Below are 17569 nucleotides of genomic sequence, written 5' to 3' on the forward strand. Positions count from 1 at the left end.
AATCAATATTCTATAATATTTTTTAAATAAATTCTACAGACTATTCGATCATCATTAAATCTATAAACAGGCAATCTAAGCCTGTTTATAGATCATGTTTAAAGTGCCTTTTCCTTTTCATATTCCAAATTCATAGAAGTAAAATTATTTTTTTTAAAAAAAAGACTGGACAGAAGACTCCTGTTTTGATTCATTGCACTCGATGGGGTTACTATGAATATCGAAGCAGTTTTTAAATCACATTATTCCATAATTAAAGGAACTGGAAATGGCTAAATTGGACGCATATCATGCGCCAACGGAGGTGTATGCTGATTCAAAATCGAGCGCTCCAAGTCATAAAGCGCAGAAAAAACGCATTCATCTGCTTTCTGGCTCCGCCTATCAAAAGCTTCTCTTTATTGAACCTTGGTTGCGTCGCTCACTTCCGTTTGTCATTTTAGCATTTCTTATTTTACTTGCATCAATTCGTTTTGTATCACTCTATGATTGGCGTAACACGATTGACAAGAACACGCGTTCTACCATCACTCTCTTAGCTTCTCATATTACCAATACAATTAATCATGACTTACTGGCTGTTTCTCAGAAAGGAAAAGTCTCTGCCCTTTCTCATAGTCATTTGCAAAATATCCTTACCAATTTTCGTAATCAAGATCTTATTAATCCTAGCACTCTGATCGCCATTATTGATCAAAAAGGAAATGTCTTAGCTTCATCTAGTTCAGAGATTGCTTTAGGAAAACCTTTGCAAGATTTTATCTCTGACAGCATTGCTTTACAATCTCTTGGACAGCGCGTTGGAATTATGAAAATCACAATAGGAAAAGATGCCCCTGCTCTTGCTTCATTTCACCAAACAGAAAATGGGCAATATGGTATATTCATTAGCGAAAAGATGCAAGATAGCGCCATGGAATGGCGGAAAATTCTCTCGTTAAATATAACTCTGTTCATTGGAACTAGTGGCGTTATCCTCGCTCTTCTTTATGCTTATTACAACCAAATTGTACGAGCACGCAAAACGGATCTTGTTTCAGAAAAAATTCAAAACCGTATTGATATGGCAATGATGCGTGGACGCTGTGGACTATGGGATTGGAATATGGCAAGTGGACGCGTCTACTGGTCACGAGCAATGTACGAAATGCTCGGCTATATCCCTCAGGATGCATTGCTCTCAATTTCCCAAATTAGCGCCATTATCAATCCAAATGATGCGAATTTTTTTGATCTTGCTCAGGAATTAATGAGCGGTAAAAAAAAGCATATCGATATTAACGTTCCCATGCGTCATGCCGATGGCCATTATGTCTGGATGCGTATTCGTGCTGAAGTTACTGAAGAAGAAGAACCCCATTTGGTTGGTATTTCCTTCGATATTAGTGAACAGCAACAATTGGCTGAACAAACAGCGCAAGCCGACCTTCGTATCCGTGATGCGATTGAAAATATTTCAGAATCTTTCGTCTTGTGGGATGCTGAAGGACGTTTAGTCATGTCCAACAGCAAATTTTGCGAATATGCCGCTATTCCTAAACAAATTCTACAATCAGGTATCCAACGTGCAACCGTCGAAGCCATGGCACGCCCTGCACTCAGTGAATATCCCCTTAAAGATGATGGTACTGGTAACTTAACCAGTATTCGCCAAACGGCAGATGGTTGTTGGCTCAAAATTAACGAACGGCGAACCCAAGACGGAGGATTGGTTTGTATTGGTACTGACATTTCTGAGCTTAAACAACAACAGGAAAAATTTGAAGACAGTGAAAGGCGTCTTTTTTCTTTCATTCAAGAACTCAAACGTGCTCGAGGAAGTGCTCAACAACGTGCCTCAGAAGTTGAAAAACTTAATAAAAGTCTCAAGGCAGAAAAAGAGCGTGCTGAAAGTGCTAACAAAGCTAAATCAGAGTTTTTGGCTAATATGTCCCATGAATTGCGCACTCCACTTAACGCTATTCTAGGCTTTTCAGATATCATGTTACAATCGACTTTTGGCCCTCTTGGTTCACAACGCTATAAGGAATATATGCATGATATTTACAATTCAGGAACCCATCTTCTAACCCTTATCAATGACATCCTTGATATGTCAAAAATTGAAGCTGGAAGATTTACGCTTGATTGTAAAAATACCGATCTTGAGCCCATCATTAGTGAAGCAGTACGGACATTAACGCCTCAAGCTCAAGAAAAAAATATTGTTGTTACAACAAACATTACGCCAGAACTTCATGCTGAAGTTGATGGTCGTGCTATGAAACAGATTTTCCTTAATCTCATCTCTAATGCCGTTAAATTTACGCCTTCTGGCGGAAATATTGATGTTTGCGCTTTCAAGAAAAAAAACAGCCTTATTTTTAAAATTACAGATACAGGTGTTGGTATTCCCCAATCAGCAATTAAAAAACTTGGGCAACCTTTTGAACAAGTTGAAAATCAGCTTACTAAATCTCACACGGGCTCAGGTCTTGGCTTAGCCATTTCACGCTCCTTGCTAGAACTCCACAAAGGAAAACTTGAAATTACCTCAAAAGAAATGAAAGGAACAACTGTAACGATTATAATGCCCATCACACAAAATTAAATTCCTCCATTTTGTTCTCGTTGTAGCAAAATCTGTTTCCGTTTGGATCCCCAACGATACCCTGAAATAAAACCATTTTTACGCACAACACGATGACAAGGAATGATAACAGCCAATTCGTTACGTGCACACGCATTAGCAACGGCACGAAAAGCGTTCGGTATACCAATACGGCACGCTAAGACTTCATATGAAATTGTTTCACCACATGGTATATCACATAATACTGCCCATACTTGTCGTTGAAAAACTGTACCATTTATATCTAAGGGAAAATTATATTTTTTGACCAACTTAGGTGTTTCTATCATGGCTATAATATGAGCAACTTCTCTCTTAAATGTATTGTCACCTACAACTTGTTGTGCATTGCCAAAACGTATCGTAAACTCCTGTAATAATTGCTCTATAGTGTCTCCTAACGCTATATGACAAATCCCTTTTTGAGACCTAGCCACCAAAAGCTTTCCTATTGATACATCTTTCAGACAGAATACTCTCGTTTGGGAAATGTTCAGCATTTTAGCCTTCTTGATATTTTAAAATATTTTGAACATCATCCATAAAGTAAAGAGAGAGTATTCACTATCTTTTAACAACAAACAAAATCATTCTGAAATTATCTCCTTAGCCATTGTATTAAAATACACTCTCGCCCTTTTATGAAATGGAAACATACATCGATTGACTTCCTTCCTACCCTAAAACGGAAACTTCAACCAGAAAAGATCTATCAACAATCTTGCTTTTTATCTAACAGATTCCAACTGAGACCATTTCATATGGTTTATTTCACAAGCTCTCTACAAACAAATCCTGCCCTGAATTCTATCATATACTCTAACAAAAAACACCTTAATGTGGTAAATTTTCATACCTTATATTAGAGCTCTAAACGGTAGTATTTTACGGATTAACAAGATAAACTTCCCATTTCATTTTACGAAATCTCATCGAACCATAAATAATGGCTTATGTTTTACAAGCAACAGAAAAAGCACGCGCGCTCTTAGGCAAACAACGTCATAAAACACAAAATATGCCGGCAATGGACTGGAAAGATGTTACAGCCTTTTATTTTCCACAGCATGCTTGAATATTCTAATTTGTTGGAGCACTATTATTATTTTTTTATTAAAGGTCATACTTTTGATATACTGACGAGATGACTCAGCTCAAAAAAGAAATTTATCTTTAATTTTATGAAAAAAAGCATGGAAAAGGTATTTTAGTGCTTACTTTCTTTGTCACTTAACTTATAAAATGACTGTAGCCTCAGAACTGAAATATTTTACCCGCAACAATCGCGCACAGATATTTGTCATAGGAAAAAGCCATGCCCAAACGCACAGATATAAAATCTATTCTTATCATCGGAGCAGGACCTATTATCATTGGTCAGGCATGTGAATTTGATTATTCAGGCACTCAAGCCTGTAAAGCATTAAAAGAAGAAGGTTATCGAATTATTTTGGTAAACTCTAATCCTGCCACGATCATGACAGATCCAGATCTAGCTGATGCAACTTATATAGAGCCCATTACTCCTGAAATAGTTGCCAAAATTATTGCCCACGAACGTCCCGATGCCCTTTTGCCCACTATGGGAGGACAAACAGCTCTCAACACTGCTTTATCATTAAAGCGTATGGGTATTTTAGACCGCTATCATGTTGAAATGATAGGGGCCAATGCTGATGCTATTGATAAAGCTGAAGATCGTGCTTTATTCCGCCAAGCGATGGCAAAAATCGGTTTGGAAACGCCACGCTCTATGTTAGCCAATGCAACAGAACTAAAAGAAGAAAATCGCCGACAGCACGCAAAAACGCGTGCTGAACTTAAAGCAAAACTTTCTGGTGCTGCACTTGACAAAGCACTCGAAGAACTTGAGCGCAACTGGCGACATACCGAAACTGATCGCAAACAACATTATATCGCCCATGCAACAGCAAAAGCAGTTCAAGCTCTTGATGTTATTGGACTTCCAGCTATTATTCGTCCTTCATTTACCCTTGGTGGAACCGGTGGTGGAATCGCTTATAACCGCTCTGAATTCTATGAAATTATTGAACGTGGGCTTGAAGCTTCACCAACAACAGAAGTTTTAATTGAAGAAAGTGTTTTAGGGTGGAAAGAATATGAGATGGAAGTTGTTCGTGATAAGAACGACAACTGTATCATCGTTTGTTCTATTGAAAACATTGATCCAATGGGGATTCATACCGGTGATTCGATCACTGTAGCACCTGCTCTCACCTTAACCGATAAAGAATATCAATGTATGCGTAATGCTTCGATTGCTGTTTTGCGCGAAATTGGTGTTGAAACGGGGGGATCCAATGTACAGTTTGCTGTCAATCCTGAAAATGGGCGCCTCATTGTTATTGAAATGAATCCGCGTGTTTCTCGCTCTTCAGCGCTTGCCTCAAAAGCAACGGGGTTTCCCATTGCCAAAGTAGCGGCCAAACTGGCTGTTGGTTATACTCTTGATGAATTAAAAAATGATATCACGGGTGGTGCAACACCAGCATCATTTGAACCTTCTATTGACTATATTGTAACAAAAATTCCTCGTTTTGCTTTCGAAAAATTTCCCGGTTCATCACCTGTCCTCACAACTGCGATGAAATCTGTAGGAGAAGTCATGGCAATTGGACGCACTTTTCAAGAATCGTTACAAAAAGCACTCCGTGGACTTGAAACAGGACTTACGGGTCTTGATGAAATTGTTATTCCAGAGCATGCTGAAGGTGATGAAAAAAGTTCTATACGCTCCGCCATTGCAATACCAAGCCCTGATCGTCTACGCTACATTGCTCAAGCCATGCGCACAGGCTTACCCTTAAATGAGATTCACCAAATTAGCAAAATTGATCCATGGTTTTTAGAACAAATAGCCTCCATCATTGAAATGGAGCAGCGTATCCGCGTTCATGGATTACCCCAAGACTCAGATAACTTACGTATGTTAAAAGCTATGGGATTTTCAGATGCGCGATTAGCCTCCCTTACTGGAAAAGAACCCGATTATATCGCAGCTTTACGCAAATCACTGAATGTTAAACACGTCTTCAAACGGATTGACACTTGTGCCGCTGAATTTTCTTCTCCTACAGCCTATATGTATTCAACATATGAAGTTCCCTTTGCAGGTGTAGAACACTCGGAAGCATATGTTTCTGCACGCAAAAAAATTGCTATTTTAGGTGGTGGACCAAACCGCATTGGGCAAGGTATTGAATTTGATTACTGTTGCTGCCATGCTGCTTTTGCACTGCGCGATGCAGGTTTTGAAGCAATTATGATTAACTGCAATCCTGAAACAGTTTCAACCGACTATGATACCTCTGATCGCCTTTACTTTGAATCTTTAACAACAGAAGATGTTATCGCTATTTTAGAAGCAGAGCAGGAAAAAGGCGATTTGGTTGGAGTCATCGTCCAATTTGGCGGACAAACACCCTTGAAATTGGCAAGCGCTCTAGAAAAACACAACATTCCCATCTTGGGTACTTCACCTGACGCTATCGACTTAGCAGAAGATAGAGATCGCTTTCAAAAGCTGTTATTTAAACTTAACTTAACACAACCTCAAAATGGTATTGCCCACTCCATCGAACAAGCACGTCTCATTGCCCACGAACTAGGATTCCCACTGGTTGTACGCCCCTCTTATGTTTTAGGAGGACGTGCTATGCAAATTATCCGTGATGAACGTAGCTTACAAAATTATTTACTTGAGAGTGTCCCTGAATTAATTTCAGAAGATATCAAAGTTCGTTATCCTAACGACACAACAGGGCAAATCAATATATTGCTTGGTAAAAATCCGCTTCTCTTTGATACATATTTAACAGAAGCAATTGAAGTAGACGTTGATTGTCTATGTGATGGCAAAGAAACACTGATCGTTGGTATTATGGAACACATTGAAGAAGCTGGTATCCACTCTGGTGATTCAGCATGTTCTTTACCAGTCCATACGCTCTCAAATAAAATAGTTACTGAATTAGAGCGCCAAACCAAAGCATTAGCACAAGCACTTCATGTTCGCGGCTTAATGAATGTACAATATGCTATAAAAGATGACACCATTTATGTCTTAGAAGTCAATCCCCGTGCTTCACGTACTGTCCCATTTGTTGCAAAAACGATTGGTCGCCCTATTGCTAAAATGGCTGCACGTATTATGGCAGGAGAAACACTTCATGATGCTCTTCAAGCTTATGGTGGATTACCTTCTTTGCAGGAGAAACAACATATTGCCGTCAAGGAAGCAGTGTTTCCTTTTGCTCGCTTTTCAGGTGTTGATACACTTCTTGGTCCAGAAATGCGCTCAACCGGTGAAGTTATGGGACTTGACTATGAATTTTCGCTTGCTTTTGCTAAAGCCCAACTTGGAGCTGGTGTAAACCTCCCTAAAGAGGGAACTTTATTCGTTTCTGTAAGAGATGAAGATAAAAAACGCATCTTAAATCCTGTAAAACGTTTAACTGAGCTTGGCTTTTCTGTTGTCGCCACAAGTGGAACACAAAAATTTCTTACCGAACATAATATTGAAGCAAAAAAAATCAACAAAGTTCTAGAAGGACACCCTCATATTGAAGACGCTATTCGTAATCGCCAAATTCAATTGATTTTTAATACAACTAGCACTGCCAGTGCCATCTCAGACTCAAAATCATTACGTTATGCAGCACTCATGCAAAATGTTCCCTATTATACAACAATAGCTGGAGCCGAAGCCGTCGTAGAAGCGATCAAAGCACTCAAAAAAAGGCGCCTTGAAGTACGTTCCCTACAAAGTTATTTCAGTTGAATTTTTTCTACTTAGCAAAATATACACTGTTTTCTTATTTTTTCTTTATATAAAAATTGATTAAGACTTGCTTTTTGTTCTAAAAACTTTTATAGAAGTTTCATCGAATTTTCGGTTACGTGACTTTCTTTCCTGTGCAATCTGCACTTTTGACGAAACTTCTCCCACCTAATTTCGATCTACAACCGTATTGAAGGAATGAAAGCTTCAGTACTCAATATAATTATATATTCTAAGGAGTTTCCTATGTCTACAGGAACAGTTAAGTGGTTTAATACAACAAAAGGTTTCGGATTCATTCAGCCTAGTGATGGTAGTGCGGATGTATTTGTACACATTTCTGCCGTCGAGCGTTCTGGTCTAAACAGTCTTAATGAAGGACAAAAAATTTCTTATGATGTTCTTCAAGATCGTCGTTCAGGAAAATTTGCCGCTGGTAACCTTGCAGCTCTTTAAAGTTTAAATTCTGCAATATTTTATTTAAAAATCTTCGTCTGTAACGACGAAGATTTTTTTATTTTGTATAAAGCATCATTTTACCTTGTTAAAATTTAAGACTGCTTATCTCCTTTGCACAATTTATCAAACCTCCCTTATACTTCCTTAAAAACTTTCATAAAACCTAAGAAGAGCTTATCTTGTAAAAATCTCAAAAAGAAGAATGTAAAGCCCGTGTAAGAGTATTTTGGAAGTTTTTTATTGCATACAATGTAATCTCTTATAGAATATCCTTAAAGCAATAACCATTTGTTGATATAATATAAGGATTTAAAATTATGGCTTTTATTGCCGACAAACTGTCTCGTATCAAACCTTCTGCAACAATTGCTGCTTCCCAAAAAGCCCGTCATCTGAAAGCATTAGGGCGCAACGTTATTGCTTTAAGCGCTGGAGAGCCAGACTTTGATACCCCAGAAAATATCAAAAACGCGGCCATTGAAGCTATTTGTAGAGGAGAAACAAAATACCCTCCCATATCTGGAATTCCAGAATTGCGGCAAGCAATTTCTGCAAAGTTTAAAAGAGAAAATAATCTCAATTATGAACCAGAGCAAATTATTGTTGGTACCGGTGGAAAACAAATTCTCTTTAATGCATTCATGGCAACTTTGAATAAAGGAGATGAAGTCATCATTCCATCCCCTTATTGGGTCAGTTATCCAGAAATGGTCGCACTCAACGATGGTACGCCTGTCTTTTTGGAAACAAAAGCCGAATTTTCTTATAAACTCCAGCCACAAGAGCTAGAGGCTGTCATTACCCCCAAAACCAAATGGTTCATCTTTAACTCTCCTTCAAATCCATCAGGTGCCGCTTATACACATAATGAATTGAAAAAACTCACAGATGTTTTATTAAAATATCCTCATGTTTACATCCTTTCCGATGATATATATGAACATCTCACATATGAGGGGTTTACCTTTGTTACTCCAGCTCAAGTAGAACCAGCGCTTTATGAGCGTACACTCACAATGAATGGTGTTTCTAAAGCCTATGCGATGACGGGATGGAGAATCGGCTATGCAGGTGGACCAAAAGAATTAATTAAAGCTATGGATACCATTCAAGGTCAGCAAACATCTGGAACAAGTGTCATTTCACAATGGGCTGCTGTTGAAGCACTCAATGGGCCACAAGACTTTATCGCTAAAAATAAAAGTATTTTTCAAGCACGCCGTGATCTCGTTGTTTCCATGCTAAACCAAGCTCCTGGCATCCACTGTCCAACGCCCGAAGGTGCTTTTTATGTTTATCCTTCTTGCACAGAACTTATTGGAAAGAAAACACCCAACGGTCAATGTATTACGAATGATGAAGACTTTTCCATAGCGCTTCTAGAAACAGAAGCTGTTGCTGTCGTCCAAGGATCTGCTTTTGGACTTGGATCAGCTTTTCGTATTTCTTATGCAACATCAGAAGAATTACTTGAAGAAGCTTGTATACGTATACAGCGCTTTTGCAACAGTTTAATTTAAAAGATTTAATATCGTCTCTTGTGATCGTTTTTTGCCGAATGTCAGTATATCCTAAAAAATATTGGAAATTGTATCATGGTCTGAATCAATCGATTCAGCAATCAAATAAATGAATCGGTCTATTATCATGAGATGATGAAAAACCTATTCTGCTTTTTCTATTTAATTTATAACTCTAAAAAAGACCGAGCACTTTTAAACACTATTGCTCTTACAATCAAATCTTTTCTATTTCACGGCTTTTTCATCTTCGTCCTAAAATGAAGAAGAAGCCACCTCCCGTCGTTATGTAAATCCAGTTTCCTTTAAGTTCTATCTAAAATGACTTGATTTATTTCATAGGCTTTATGAACAAGACCTGCCTTAAATATTCACCTCACATTCTAATAAAAAGCACTTCATGTATAAAGTTTTAAATATTTATATCACGCCCCTAAAGGACAGACTTTTATGTTACATCAGGACAAATCTCTCTCGAACTCCTCATTGAATTTTAGTATTCTTAAAAAATTGTTGAGCATCCACAAATTTCGAAATTTTTTCCTTATTATCTTTCCATACATTGCAATTTCTAGGAACTTTTTCAAAAATAAAAAAAAGCCGGACATATGTCCGGCAAATTTGGAAAATCCTCAGAGATAAAATCAATCTGATAGATCTTCGTAAGGGAACACTCAAGAAAATGCACTGGGAGGCAACATAATCAAGAGATAGTATTCTATGTCATCTTATAAGAAAAAGTACAATAAAGACTTAAGCGTATCTGCTATGCAATAAACACATAGCTTTAAATTTGTCTCCATCATGTGCCATTCTTTTTAATTAAATATAAAAATGTAAGCTATACCATCACACGATTGTCCAGTTTTCAGTATATAATAACTCTCACATTCGCTAGTATTCATAAAAAACATTTATCCCTTTTTCCAAAAGTATTTCTCCACACGGACTCCCCCCCACTTTTAATGTGCAACGAATAGTTTTAATTGATTCAATATAGGCAAATTTGAAACGAAAGAATATTAGGGAGTCTCAAGTTATAGAACAGTTAATTATTCCTTATAAATTAAGGCATTAACATTAAAAAGACCACTGACGGGCTTTTAAAAAAATATAATCTCGAAAAGCATTTAATCTTGCCAAATTCTTTAAATTATAAGGATAACAAAAAAAAGTATCAAACGAAGGAATATCAACCATCTCAGGAAAAAGACGCACCAAATGCTCATCATTATTGACGATATAATCAGGCAGCACAGCAATCCCAAGATCACGCATAAGCGCATTCTTTATTGAGATAATATTGTTGATTTGTAGAACTGAAACGCGCAATGATCCATCACTTCTACCAGCCTTTTCCAACCAATTTAAACCAGACAAATAAGGTGGGACAGGTTCACCGAACGAAATAATACGATGCTCATCGAGATCAGACAATTTTTCCGGCTTTCCATAATTTGCAATATACTTTTCCGAAGCATAAACATGCATATGAATTGTAAAGAGTTTTCTTTGTATAAGATCAGGTTGTTGGGGTTGATGTAAGCGAACAGCACAATCCGCATGACACATTGTCAAATCAAGCTCTTCATCGGAAAGCAAAAGCTGAACCTGCATATCAGGATAAAGACTAAGAAATTCTGGCATACGCTCTGCAATCCACCCTGCCCCCATTCCAAAGGTTGAGGTCACACGCAAGTGCCCCGTTGGTTTTGCATAGCTTTCACTTAATTGCAAACGCACACTTTCAAGCTTAATCAAAACATCATGAGTTGTACGATAAAGAGTTTCTCCCTGTTCTGTAAGAATCAAACCACGCGCATGACGTTGAAATAAGGATACCCCAACCTCTTGTTCTAAAGCCGAAACCTGTCGTGAAACTGCTGATTGAGATAAATGAAGTTTTTGAGCAGCATGCGTAAAAGATCCCGCTTCTGCTGCAGCGTGAAAAACCCTTAACTTATCCCAATCCAACGGTGGCGCCACAATTAATTCTACCTCTAGATTCTTTATGTTCTCAATGAGTTACTAACGCTTAGGTATATCCAAAAACCGTTCTGCTTCCAACGCTGCCATACATCCTCTTCCTGCAGCTGTTACAGCTTGGCGGAATATTTCATCTGTTACATCCCCAGCAGCAAAAACACCAGTAATGCTTGTTGCTGTTGAGTCCGGTGCTGTCCATAAATAGCCGCCTCGTTTTTGTTTCAGCTGTCCTTCAAACAGAGAAACAGCAGGATCATGCCCAATAGCAATAAATATTCCCTCTGCATTCACTGTCATCTCGTGACCTGTCTTAACATTTTTTAGACGTGCCCCTGTTACAACAGCGCCCACTGCCCCCTGTGCAGGCAGCCCCACAATTTCTTCCACCACATGATCCCAAATGATACGTACGTTCTTGCAAGCAAGCAACCTATCTTGTAAAATTTTTTCTGCCCGAAACTGCCCCCGCCTGTGAACCACGCTTACACTTTTAGCCAAATGCGATAAATAAAGTGCTTCTTCAACAGCGGTATTTCCTCCTCCCACGACAATAACGTCCTTATCACGGTAAAAAAAGCCATCACATGTAGCACAAGCGGACACACCACCGCCCATAAAGGTCTGTTCACTTTCTAAACCAAGCCAGCGCGCTTGAGCTCCTGTTGCAATAATCAGGGAATCACAAGAATATTGTGTTCCTGAATCCCCATATAAAACAAAAGGATACTTCAACAAATCAGCCTTTATAATTGTATCATAGACAATTTTTGTCCCCATATTCTCAGCTTGTTTCGCCATTTGTTCCATCAACCACGGTCCTTGAATGGGATCTGCAAAACCTGGATAATTCTCAACATCAGTTGTAATTGTCAATTGTCCACCCTGCTGCAAGCCCGTCACCAAAACCGGCTTAAGCATTGCTCTTGCTGCATAGATCGCCGCTGTATAACCAGCCGGACCTGAGCCAATAATCAGCAGACGAATATGTGATTGTACCATTAAATCCCCTTCATTATAACTTAATTATTATATAAATGATAACGGAATGCAGCCTTTTAAAAAAATATTTTTCAAGAACTCCAATTATGTTATACATACTTTATTTTCAAGTTTTATGAAAAGGTCTGATTACAAATTTCATCAAGGCATGCTAATGTTAAGAATTAATCTTTATCCTATGAAGAGAGAAACGTAAATTCTTATGAGCACAAAACCATAATAAAAAGAGATACAAAGATAGGGAACGGTCATTTTTCAATTTATTATCAATGTTTGTGCACGTTTTGCCTTAATCATGGGAGGAGCAATGCTTTTGCCAATTTTTGTGGATTTGCACGACAACAATCGTAATTGGATAAGCTTTCTCTATTCTTGTGCCATAACCACCATGTTAGCAACGCTGATTCTTTTAGCAACTAAGGGAGCTACTTGTCGTTTTTCAGCACGGCTTGGCTTTATGCTCACTGTTTGTCTTTGGCTTACAGGAAGCATCGTAGGTGCCTTACCTCTTTATCTTTCTCCTCTTCCCATCTCTCTAGCAGGAGCCATTTTTGAATCTGTTTCTGGAATTACAACAACAGGCTCCACAGTCCTTTCTGATCTTGATAATTTATCGCGAAGTATTTTGTTATGGCGTTCTCTTATATGCTGGATTGGGGGCATTGGTTTTATCGGTTTAGCCCTCCTGCTTTTGCCTTCACTGCGTGTGGGTGGCGTACGGCTTTTTCATATGGAATCATCTGATAAATCTGAAAAAATATTGCCTCGCATCAACCAAATTGCTAACGGAATTATCATTGCTTATGTTGGGTTAACATTGGCTTGTATGCTTTCTTATTTTGCTGCAGGCATGAATTTATTTGATGCCATTAATCATGCAATGAGTACAGTAGCAACAGCTGGTTTTTCAACGCATGATGCTTCTTTTGGCTATTTTTCTGATACACCAGCCATCTTAATTATTTCAACAATCTTCATGTTGCTTTCTGCTTTACCCTTCGTACTTTATGTTAAATTAGTCCTTCCTGGACACTCTAAACGCTTCCTTGACCCACAAGTGATTGTTTTTCTCCATATCGTTCTCCTTTTCAGCTTTGCTTTAGCGGCATGGCTACGGTTTTATGATCATCGCGCGTTCCACTTGATTTTCCTTGATGTCATTTTTCACCTTTCATCCATTATTAGCACCACAGGTTATAGCGCTGAAGATTATCAACTTTGGGGACCGTTTGCGCTTGGAATTTTCTTCATTGTTTCTTTTACAGGCGGATGTGCTGGTTCTACTTCTGGTGGCATGAAAATCAATCGCCTCATTATTCTTTGGCGTATTACACAAACAAATATAGAAAAACTTCTTTCTCCTAATGTCGTTGTAAAAGCGCGCTACGATCACTCAAATATATCAAATGATGTTGCTCAAGCCGTTTTGTTTTTTGTCTGTCTTTATATGTTTTGCCTTGTTATCGGCACTGCACTTTTGCTTACAACCGGTCTTGACTTTACCTCTGCCTTTACGGGAGTCTTAACCGCACTTTCAAATGTTGGTCCAGGCTTTGGAGATATTATTGGCCCCACTGGTAATTTCTCTACAATCAACGACCATGCTTTATGGATTTTAAGTTTTCTAATGTTAGCTGGACGCCTTGAAATCATAACAATATTCGTCCTTTTTATTCCCGCTTTCTGGCGTGAACAATTCTAATGCAGAGAGTATTTTATTATACCATGATAAAAAATTTACAAGATAAAAAGGCGAGAACAGTATGCGTCATAATATTCACCCCTCACCCAATCTACTGAAAATTTCATACAAATCATCATATCAATGATATAAAAATAATTCAACAAAAACAATCAAATACCAATATTTTTAAAGCCATAACATATAAAATTTCACTTTATTGATCTTCTTTATCAAATAAAGTGGACGCATAGAACATTCTTTTTTACGAATAATCTCTCATGCAAAAAATATGAATATTTGCTGATAAAAGTGTTTTTTCTCTTTAATAGAGTTACCTCCTTATAGAAAAAAATGCTATTATATTACGAACTCACAAGCTTATAAAAAAACATCTCACAGTACTCATCACCCCCATTCCACGACAGCCCTCATGAAAGATATAAAATGGTCACCATCATTTTTACTTAAATAACAATAAGGTGCAAGTCGGTACAAAAAAATAAGATATAAATTAGTACCACCATATTATTTCTGTTAATGTCGTAACAGCTTGCATTTCAGACAATTTATAAGAAATCTCTTTACACCTTGTCTTCAATAGTTTTTATCCACCACATGCCTTCTTCCGATTGTGATGTGCTAGAGGATAGCTCTCATTGATTTAATATCAACAGATTTGACATAAGAAAATCTTACGGTACTCAAAGCTCTTATTCAAATTAAAAAGGTAAATTATCTATAAAAATCATATATATTGATCTTAAATCCATCTTATTATGAATTTATTGAAAATATGTACGACTATTTTATTCATGGAGATAGCATCATTATCTTTTTAAGACAAGAAAACGTTTTTTTGCTATCTATTTAAGTCTTACAAAACGAACAATATCAGTACGACACCGTATAAGATAGTGCATAAATCCCCAGACTTGAGTTAAAGCATTATTTTCTTATTCTAAAATATCAATGAATAAAAGTAGCTTTCCTCTCTCCTAGTATGCTTTATCATAAACTACATATCGCTCTCAAGCGTATACATTTTTAATCTTTTATCCAAAATTTCGAGAACTTCTTATAGCGTTCTACTAAAGACAATATAAATTTTGTAAAATAACATTTATATCATGAGCTGTTTTCTTGATGACTATGAAAAATCTTTAAGGAAAATACTTTTTATCATCCCTCAAGAAGATTTTTGATATCATATCAAAGTGTTTTTTCCGCAAACAGTTCTTTGTAAACACTTTCAATCTTGCTCGCCTCTTTTTCCAAAGGAAAGTGAGTACGAACATGGGTTAAAGCTTTCTTTCCGGCTGCCAATGTTTTTTCCACATCAGAAAAATAAGGTTCAATTGCTGCTGTTAAAGCCGCTCCATCTCCTGCTTGAACAACCGTTCCTGTTCCCTCGACCACCAATTCTTTAAAAATTCCTACATCACTCGCCACTACAGCCGTCTGTGATGCCATTGCCTCCAATGGTGTCAGACCAAAACCTTCCAAACGAGAAGGAGTCACATAAAGTGATAGACGGCGATACCACACAGCTATATCAAGCCTTTCACCAAGAAAAATAATGCGGTCGTTTAAACCAGCTTCAGCAATCTTCTGTCGTAATTTCTTTTCAAAACCATAATGCTGTTCTGTCGTACGACCAGCGATAAGTGCTGTCCATTCGGGATAGTCAGGCAATAATGCTATCATCGCGTCCACAAACAAATCAGTACCCTTTAAATAGCGCACACGCCCAAAACATCCTACTGCATATTTTCCTGGCACCCCAGTTGCTGGAAAGTAATCATCAGGAATTTTTGGGGGTGAAAAACGTCTAATATCCACTCCATGCATAATAACCTTATGAGGCACTTCTAGATAGGTTCCCGTACATACACTAGTAGCGATAACCTTATCCATACAACGAAGCAACCATTTAGTAAAAGGCTTGTGTTCGCGACGAGATGCCGAAGTAAAGATGAGTTTAAGCTTCATTCGCAAAACATCGCGTAAAAAAACCCCGCAAAGCATCTCAATATTGCGTCGTGCATGCCAAATACGAAATGGCTTCCCTTTCGGACTTTTCCAAAGTCCGAAAAGGTCCCTAAAGGCAAGAGTCGGTAAAGTTTGTGGTAAACCAAACCCCAAAGTGGATATACGCACACCCTGTTCGCGTTGCAGTGGAATAAGCTGAATAATCGTAGATGTTACTCCCGATAAACGCCTTTTAAAGTGAGGCGCAATAACCTCAGTTTCGTCCAAAGATACACGCATAATAATCCATATGTTATTTAGATGTACTGAACCTTAATGATCTCATAATTATGCGCACCACCTGGTGCATTCACCTCAATCACATCACCTTCTTGCTTGCCAATAAGTGCACGTGCGATAGGCGAAGAAATAGAGATTTTACCAACCTTTACATCAGCTTCTTGATCTCCTACGATCTGATACACTTTTTTTTCTTCAGTGTCCTCATCCAAGAGTTTAATGGTTGCGCCAAATTTTATTTTGTCACCTGAAAGACGCGAGACATCTATAACTTCTGCTCGTGCGATATAATCTTCAAGCTCATTTATACGCCCCTCATTATGACTTTGCGCTTCTTTAGCTGCATGATACTCAGCATTTTCGGATAAATCACCATGCGCACGCGCCTCAGAAATTGCTTCAATAATTCGCGGACGCTCCTGTTGTTGACGCCAACGCAACTCTTCTTTAAGACTCTCAAAACCAGCTGTAGTCATCGGAACTTTTTCCATAATCCGTCCCTTTCTATTACACGGAAGGTTTAATAAAAATACAAAAAACGGCTTCCAAAATTACTTTTGGAATCCGAAAACTACGATCTTTTTTATTATATAGTACAGTATCGCTATTTTCCATACAAAAATAAATAAAGGAAACAAAACATGCACAAATAGTGATTAAAACATCTCATTTTGGTGTTTAAAACGTTAAACTTCACTCTTCTCTTTAAAATCTCCTAAAGAAGAAAGAATTGTATTTTTTTCTGTTTTATCATAATCTAGCAAAAGAAATCATATGGGATACAAAGAGAGAAGGATAGAAAATCTCTAAAGAAATTCTTTACAGAAGAATGAAAAAAATCGTCATTTTTTTTATGTTTGGCTCTTTCTTTTTCGCCACAACAGTATCTGAAGCTGCGGATGCTTTTGTTACGAGAAATCTTAATTTTAGAACAGGTCCCAGCACTCAGTATGCACTTTGCGGCTTAATCTCTGCTGGAGAATTGGTTTTTGTTAAAAACTGTGAAGGCAATTGGTGCCATATCCGATATAACACTCAAATAGGTTGGGTGTCATCTCGTTATCTTTCATTTAAAGATGGAAATGATCTTTATCACACATACACGATGTCTTTAGTGCCCAAACGTACCGATTATTCTCCATAACAGCCATAATAATTTATGCCATCTTAAATATTATCATGGCAAAAATGCAATAGTGTCCACGAACAACCACAATATGCCCCCTCCAAAGACCCACTTC

General features: G+C 37.8%; 12 protein-coding genes. 7 read left to right on the plus strand and 5 right to left on the minus strand.

The window, feature by feature from the left end:
• Window positions 1-268: 268 nt before the first annotated feature.
• Window positions 269-2590, plus strand: coding sequence for an ATP-binding protein (locus ACFIJP_RS00595; protein WP_375625057.1), 2322 nt, complete (start codon window positions 269-271; stop codon window positions 2588-2590).
• On the opposite strand, the gene ACFIJP_RS00600 is transcribed toward ACFIJP_RS00595, so the two are convergent.
• Complete coding sequence (locus tag ACFIJP_RS00600) at window positions 2587-3111, minus strand: methylated-DNA--[protein]-cysteine S-methyltransferase (RefSeq protein WP_375625058.1); 525 nt, start codon at window positions 3109-3111, stop codon at window positions 2587-2589. The genes ACFIJP_RS00595 and ACFIJP_RS00600 overlap by 4 nt on opposite strands.
• A gap of 446 nt (window positions 3112-3557) precedes the next feature.
• On the opposite strand from ACFIJP_RS00600, the gene ACFIJP_RS00605 reads away from it, so the two are divergent.
• The 4 genes from ACFIJP_RS00605 to ACFIJP_RS00620 all read left to right on the plus strand — a co-directional run bounded on the left by ACFIJP_RS00605 (window position 3558) and on the right by ACFIJP_RS00620 (window position 9391).
• The gene (locus ACFIJP_RS00605; RefSeq protein ID WP_375625195.1) at window positions 3558-3686 is read left to right on the plus strand and encodes a hypothetical protein; all 129 of its coding nucleotides are present in this window, start codon (window positions 3558-3560) and stop codon (window positions 3684-3686) included.
• A gap of 240 nt (window positions 3687-3926) precedes the next feature.
• Entirely contained in the window at window positions 3927-7412 is a 3486-nt protein-coding gene (gene carB, locus ACFIJP_RS00610) for a carbamoyl-phosphate synthase large subunit (RefSeq protein WP_375625059.1), read from the plus strand.
• Between the two features lie 246 nt (window positions 7413-7658).
• Complete coding sequence (locus tag ACFIJP_RS00615; RefSeq protein ID WP_012754908.1) at window positions 7659-7868, plus strand: cold-shock protein; 210 nt, start codon at window positions 7659-7661, stop codon at window positions 7866-7868.
• A 320-nt stretch (window positions 7869-8188) separates the two neighbouring features.
• Window positions 8189-9391, plus strand: a complete 1203-nt coding sequence (locus tag ACFIJP_RS00620) for a pyridoxal phosphate-dependent aminotransferase (protein WP_375625060.1) — start codon at window positions 8189-8191, stop codon at window positions 9389-9391.
• A gap of 1080 nt (window positions 9392-10471) precedes the next feature.
• Here ACFIJP_RS00620 and ACFIJP_RS00625 read toward each other — a convergent pair.
• Window positions 10472-11377: a LysR family transcriptional regulator gene (locus ACFIJP_RS00625; protein ID WP_375625061.1), complete on the minus strand. Its 906-nt coding sequence runs from the start codon at window positions 11375-11377 to the stop codon at window positions 10472-10474.
• Window positions 11378-11419: 42 nt separating this feature from the next.
• Window positions 11420-12376, minus strand: a complete 957-nt coding sequence (gene trxB / locus ACFIJP_RS00630) for a thioredoxin-disulfide reductase (RefSeq protein WP_375625062.1) — start codon at window positions 12374-12376, stop codon at window positions 11420-11422.
• A gap of 307 nt (window positions 12377-12683) precedes the next feature.
• Between trxB and ACFIJP_RS00635 the strand changes: the two genes are divergently transcribed.
• Entirely contained in the window at window positions 12684-14078 is a 1395-nt protein-coding gene (locus ACFIJP_RS00635) for a TrkH family potassium uptake protein (protein ID WP_375625063.1), read from the plus strand.
• Window positions 14079-15269: 1191 nt separating this feature from the next.
• Here ACFIJP_RS00635 and ACFIJP_RS00640 read toward each other — a convergent pair.
• Entirely contained in the window at window positions 15270-16328 is a 1059-nt protein-coding gene (locus ACFIJP_RS00640; protein ID WP_375625064.1) for a glycosyltransferase family 4 protein, read from the minus strand.
• A gap of 17 nt (window positions 16329-16345) precedes the next feature.
• Complete coding sequence (greA, locus tag ACFIJP_RS00645; RefSeq protein WP_007347010.1) at window positions 16346-16819, minus strand: transcription elongation factor GreA; 474 nt, start codon at window positions 16817-16819, stop codon at window positions 16346-16348.
• Window positions 16820-17157: 338 nt separating this feature from the next.
• On the opposite strand from greA, the gene ACFIJP_RS00650 reads away from it, so the two are divergent.
• Entirely contained in the window at window positions 17158-17472 is a 315-nt protein-coding gene (locus ACFIJP_RS00650) for an SH3 domain-containing protein (protein WP_273788409.1), read from the plus strand.
• Window positions 17473-17569 lie beyond the last annotated feature (97 nt).

Source organism: Bartonella sp. MU37NMGALS (assembly GCF_042194015.1).
GTDB classification, from domain to species: domain Bacteria; phylum Pseudomonadota; class Alphaproteobacteria; order Rhizobiales; family Rhizobiaceae; genus Bartonella; species Bartonella grahamii.

What these genes read in the sequence shown, in the direction of transcription:
- ACFIJP_RS00635 (WP_375625063.1), top strand. Translation starts at nt 12,684, where the DNA reads ATGCTTTTGCCAATTTTTGTGGATTTGCACGACAACAATCGTAATTGG.
- carB (WP_375625059.1), top strand. Translation starts at nt 3,927, where the DNA reads ATGCCCAAACGCACAGATATAAAATCTATTCTTATCATCGGAGCAGGA.
- greA (WP_007347010.1), bottom strand. Translation starts at nt 16,819, where the DNA reads ATGGAAAAAGTTCCGATGACTACAGCTGGTTTTGAGAGTCTTAAAGAA.
- ACFIJP_RS00620 (WP_375625060.1), top strand. Translation starts at nt 8,189, where the DNA reads ATGGCTTTTATTGCCGACAAACTGTCTCGTATCAAACCTTCTGCAACA.
- ACFIJP_RS00600 (WP_375625058.1), bottom strand. Translation starts at nt 3,111, where the DNA reads ATGCTGAACATTTCCCAAACGAGAGTATTCTGTCTGAAAGATGTATCA.
- ACFIJP_RS00640 (WP_375625064.1), bottom strand. Translation starts at nt 16,328, where the DNA reads ATGCGTGTATCTTTGGACGAAACTGAGGTTATTGCGCCTCACTTTAAA.
- ACFIJP_RS00650 (WP_273788409.1), top strand. Translation starts at nt 17,158, where the DNA reads ATGAAAAAAATCGTCATTTTTTTTATGTTTGGCTCTTTCTTTTTCGCC.
- ACFIJP_RS00605 (WP_375625195.1), top strand. Translation starts at nt 3,558, where the DNA reads ATGGCTTATGTTTTACAAGCAACAGAAAAAGCACGCGCGCTCTTAGGC.
- ACFIJP_RS00595 (WP_375625057.1), top strand. Translation starts at nt 269, where the DNA reads ATGGCTAAATTGGACGCATATCATGCGCCAACGGAGGTGTATGCTGAT.
- trxB (WP_375625062.1), bottom strand. Translation starts at nt 12,376, where the DNA reads ATGGTACAATCACATATTCGTCTGCTGATTATTGGCTCAGGTCCGGCT.
- ACFIJP_RS00615 (WP_012754908.1), top strand. Translation starts at nt 7,659, where the DNA reads ATGTCTACAGGAACAGTTAAGTGGTTTAATACAACAAAAGGTTTCGGA.